This window comes from uncultured Brachyspira sp., assembly GCF_910588665.1.
GTDB lineage: Bacteria > Spirochaetota > Brachyspiria > Brachyspirales > Brachyspiraceae > Brachyspira.
This window is the reverse complement of the sequence record NZ_CAJUPR010000029.1, coordinates 345-3,069: the sequence shown is the minus strand read 5'-3', so window position 1 is coordinate 3,069 and position 2,725 is coordinate 345. Positions and strand designations below refer to the sequence as shown.

General features: G+C 23.3%; 3 protein-coding genes. 1 reads left to right on the top strand and 2 read right to left on the bottom strand.

The window, feature by feature from the left end:
* Together QZ306_RS10380 and QZ306_RS10375 are read right to left on the bottom strand one after the other, a co-directional pair.
* On the bottom strand, window positions 1-202 hold a 202-nt coding region (locus QZ306_RS10380), incomplete at its 3' end, for an NAD-dependent epimerase/dehydratase family protein (protein WP_295163622.1).
* An 18-nt stretch (window positions 203-220) separates the two neighbouring features.
* Entirely contained in the window at window positions 221-973 is a 753-nt protein-coding gene (locus QZ306_RS10375) for a ZIP family metal transporter (protein WP_295163621.1), read from the bottom strand.
* A gap of 366 nt (window positions 974-1,339) precedes the next feature.
* On the opposite strand from QZ306_RS10375, the gene QZ306_RS10370 reads away from it, so the two are divergent.
* On the top strand, window positions 1,340-2,479 hold the full coding sequence (locus tag QZ306_RS10370; RefSeq protein ID WP_295163620.1) for an IS30 family transposase: 1,140 nt from the start codon (window positions 1,340-1,342) through the stop codon (window positions 2,477-2,479).
* Window positions 2,480-2,725 lie beyond the last annotated feature (246 nt).

Genomic DNA, 2,725 nt, shown 5'->3' with positions numbered 1-2,725 from the left:
TGACTAAAGCTTCAATTAAAATCTTATCATTAATATCACCATATATAATATTAATTCGACGACGATATTTTTTTAGCTTTTTATAATTACTTTTGTTTCTTAAATCAAGTGCAGTTATTTCGTATTTTCCTTCACTTAAAAGGTATTTAATAGTTTGAATTCCTATAACACCTGCTGCACCAGTGACTAAAACTCTTTTCATTTTTTCACTTCCTTTTTGCTATATTATTAATGATATGCCTAGAATTATTAAACCCACTATTAATCCAATGATTGTTTCTTTCTTTTTTATACTATGAAGCATTTCAGGTAATAATTCAAATATTTCGATATATATTAACATTCCTAATGTTATACAAGTAATGATTGCTAATACTAAATTACTTATTTCTCCTACTATTAAAAATATTATTCCCCCTATTAAACTTGATAAAGTAAGTATACTTATTAATCTTTTATTCTTATTTAAACTTAATGAACTAAATATATGAGTTCCAAGAGGTATATTATGTAATGCTACAGATATACATATCATTATTCCTAATTTAAAATCATTTAATGACATTCCAAATATAGCAAAGCCTTCTAGTACATTGTGTAATATCAAACTAATAACCGTTAAAGTTCCTATATGCTTTTCATGAGAAATATGCTCTTTTATATTTTTTTCTTCTTCATGATGCTCATGATGATGGTCAGGAATGAAAAAATCTAAAATCTTTAAAATTAATATTCCTAAAATAATAAATGATATTATCATAAATATTCTACTACTGGTTTTATATGCTTCCAATAATTCTAGAGTTTCGGGGATTAAGTCTGTAAATATTAAATTAAGCATTATTATAAATGCTAAAGCTATACTAAAATGATTTAAAACGTCTTTGTTTTTAAATTTTTTAGATATTAAACCTCCTAATAAGAAAAATAACCCCGCTATTAATGTTAAGATAACACTATATAATTTATTCATTTAGAATATTCACCTATTCCTTTTCATTATAATTATACCTTTATTTCTAAAGAAACGCAAATAAAAACTATGTTTACTTTAATAAACATAGTCTTGGTATGGAAAGTAGATATGAAATATATCTACTTGATTATATAGATTAATCTTTTCATAAATTCCTCCAACATCTAGGTAATTTTAAATATACTTAAAATTAGTCATAGTAATTATAACATTCTTTATAGTAAAAAACTAGACAAAATATTTAATTTTTATTGCTTATGCCAATTTTCAAATGAATTTCAGTTTTTAATAAATTAACTGAAATAAGTCTGTTTATAGTATAATATGTTTTATGTTTCCTTGTACAAAAAGGAGATGTAAAAAATGAAAAAATGGAAACATATTAATTTTGAACAAAGAAAAACTATCGCTTCAGGTATTTCTCATAATATGAAAGTTAAGGATTTAGGAATCTTGTTAAACTTACACCCTACTGGTATATCTAGAGAAGTTAAAAGAAACAGAATTTTAGTAGAACCCATTAAAAATAATAATGAAATATGTCCTAAGTTAAATAGATGGCCTTATGTTTGTACCAATTGTAAAAAAAGATATTTTGATTGTCCTTTTAACAAATACATTTATAATGCTAAAAACGCTCAAAATAATGCCGATTACACTTTGAAATCTTCAAGAAATGGTATTGATATTGATAATGAAGAAATGAAATTAATTGACCATATTATTAAAGTTGGCGTTGATAATAACAAGTCTATTTATCAAATTAAAGTTGAAAATAATAATTCTATTAATAAGTCTGTTACTACTTTATATAGATATATTAATAAAGGTTATTTAACTACTTCCAGATTAGATTTGCCTTATGCTGTCAAATATAAAAAACGTAAACATAATAAAAAGTATGAATACTCTAACAATAAAATTGATAGAAGTAATCATACTTATATTGACTATCTTGCTTTTAGACACAACAACCCTAATGTTTATGTTTGGCAACTAGATTTTCTAGGTGCAATAAAAACAGATAGCAATAATATTTTATCACTAATACTACCTGAATTGCAATTCACTTTATTGGATATTATTAAAAATCCCGATTCTAAAAAAGTAGTTCAATTTTTTGATAAAATTGAAGAACGAATAGGAATAGATAATTTTAAAATATTAATTCCTGCGATTCTTACCGATAGAGACCCTTGTATGAGTGATATCGATGGAATAACTATTTCTAAAATAACTGGTGAAGAACGATGTAAATTATTTTTCTGTGACCCTTATATTTCTACTCAAAAACCTAATGTAGAAAATATAAATAAACAATTAAGATTATTTTTTCCTAAAAAAAGTTCAGTAGATCATATTACCAAACAAGATATAAAACAAATTAATTATACATTATTAAATAAACCTCTTAGATCTTTAGATTCTTTTACACCATCAGATGCTTTTATTAAAGTATTTGGTGAAGAACTATACAATAAATTATTTAAAAACATTATATAGAAATTTTATTATTTACAGGGAAACATAAAAACTGAAATAAGTTTAAAAAACTGACATTAGCCAGTTATTTTAAGTATGCAATAATTTACTTTTTTTAGTAATAAATTAAAAGACTTATTTCAGTTTTTTATGATTTATCTGAAATAAGTCTGCATTTTCGTTCTTACTTTAATAAAGCTGAACTTACTCTAAAAATTTGCAAATTTTTATTGCTTATTAGAGATTATTAAGTATATAATATAGTAA

Bases quoted from the DNA above. Each gene is read 5' to 3' on its own strand.
- QZ306_RS10375 (WP_295163621.1), bottom strand. From the start codon at position 973: ATGAATAAATTATATAGTGTTATCTTAACATTAATAGCGGGGTTATTT.
- QZ306_RS10370 (WP_295163620.1), top strand. From the start codon at position 1,340: ATGAAAAAATGGAAACATATTAATTTTGAACAAAGAAAAACTATCGCT.